Origin of the sequence: Phenylobacterium sp., from assembly GCF_036501465.1 — a bacterium.
GTDB lineage: Bacteria > Pseudomonadota > Alphaproteobacteria > Caulobacterales > Caulobacteraceae > Phenylobacterium.
On record NZ_DASYAF010000100.1, the window covers coordinates 1 to 1875 of the forward strand.

A 1875-nucleotide genomic window follows, 5' to 3' on the forward strand; every position below is an offset into this window, starting at 1 on the left:
GACATCCCCCGCTCCGAAGCCGGCAAGGTCCAACGCCGCCAGGTCCGCGCCCCGTATTGGGCGGGGCGGGACAAGCAGATCTGAGACCGTGAAACCTCAGGATTGACCGCCAAGGCCGCCAAGATCGCCAAGAAGAAGAGGTCGGCGCTCTCCCTTGGCGTCCTTGGCGGTAAAAAGCTCAAGTGCCCGCTTCGCAAGGGATGGAAGGGATTCTAGGGCTGCGCCTCTTCCAGGTACCGCCGTTTCACGTGGCGTTTGAAGGCGTCCGTGGAGAGCGGCGCGCCGGTGGCGTCGGCGACCAGGGTTGCGAAGCTGGTCAGGCTGGCGCGCTGGTGCACGCGCGGGCGGACCCAGTCGAAATAGGGCGTGAAATCGCCGCGGCCGAGTCCGGGCAGGATGTCGGGCGCGTCGGCGGTGGCGCGCTCGAACAGCTGGGCGGCCAGCATCGAGCCCATGGCGTAGTTGGGGAAGTAGCCGATCAGGCCGGCGGCCCAGTGGATGTCCTGCAGGCAGCCCTGGGCCAGGCTCGGCGGGGTGCGGCCGAGCAGCCGGGTGAAGAGTTCGTTCCAGGCGCCGGGAATGTCGGCCACCGCCAGGTCGCCGCGCATCAGCGCCTGTTCCAGCCGGTAGCGCAGGATCACGTGCAGCGGATAGGAGATCTCGTCGGCCTCGACGCGGATATAGTCGTTGTCGAGCCGCCGCCAGCTGTTGACCACATTGGACAGCGACCAGACGGCCGGGTCGCCGCCGAAGGCCTCGGCCATCTGCGGCGCCAGATAGCCGAGGAACTCCTGGCTGCGTCCGGCGAGCATCTCCAGCGACAGCGACTGGCTCTCGTGCACGGTCATGCCGCGCGCCATGCCGGCGGGGCGGAAGGCGAAGTCGCGCGGCAGGTTCGCCTCGTACATGGCGTGCCCGGCCTCGTGCAGGGTGGCGTGGATCGCGAAGGGCGGATTGGCCACGTCGTAGCGGGTGGTGAAACGCACGTCGCCGGGACTGTGCGGCACCGAAAAGGGGTGCGGGGCGGAATCGATGCGGAAATTGTCCGGATCGTGCCCGACCGCCACCGCCAGCCGGTGCGACAGCGCCGCCTGCCGCTCGACCGGCACGGCCGGGAAGGGGATGGGGTCCGGCCAACCGGCCTGACGCTCGCGCACCTCGGCGATCAATGGCGGCAGGAAGGCGGCCAGGTCGGCGAAGATCGGGTCGATCATCGCCTCGCCGACGCCCGGATCGTATTCGTCGATCATGGCGCCATAGGCCGTGGTCCCCAGCACCTCGGCCTTGGCGGCGGCGATTTCGCGGGTGATCGCCAGCAGCTCGGCGAACGGCCCGGCGAAGCTGGCGAAATCGTTCTCCGGCTTGGCCCGGGTCCAGATCGCCTGCAGCTGTTGCGAGACGCGCGACTTGGCGGCCTGAATATCCTTCGGCACCGCGGCGGCGTGGACCCACTGGCGGCGCATCTCGCTCAGGTCGGCGCGCTCGTCCGGTTCCAGCGCGCCCGCCATGGCCTCGGCCTCGGCCAGCTCGTCGCCGGCGGCGTTCGAGCCGATCAGGTCGGCGGAGACCTCGGTCAGGGCCGCCATCTGCTCGCTCCTGGCCCAGGCGCCGCCGGCCGGCATGTGGGTCTGGGCGTCCCAGTTCAGCATCATCTGGGCGGCGGACAGCTTGCCGGCGGTGGCGAAGCGGTGGACGACGCGGGTGAAGGCGTCGGGCTGCGGGGCGGGCTTGTTCACCTCAGTCTTCCACGGCGAAGGTCAGGCCCGCGTGCGCCTCGAGCCGCTTGATCAGGGCGTCGCCCATGGCCGAAGCCGTGGTCCAGCAGCCGCCCGGCGTCGTTTCCCGCGACACATCCCGCGCGAGGCAGACGGCGCT

Annotated in this window: 1 protein-coding gene; it reads right to left on the minus strand. The window is 70.1% G+C overall.

All coding sequences use genetic code 11. The annotated features are described in order from the left end of the window. Positions 1-212: 212 nt before the first annotated feature. The gene (locus tag VGL85_RS10735) at positions 213-1736 is read right to left on the minus strand and encodes a carboxypeptidase M32 (protein WP_331588924.1); all 1524 of its coding nucleotides are present in this window, start codon (positions 1734-1736) and stop codon (positions 213-215) included. Between the last annotated feature and the right edge of the window lie 139 nt (positions 1737-1875).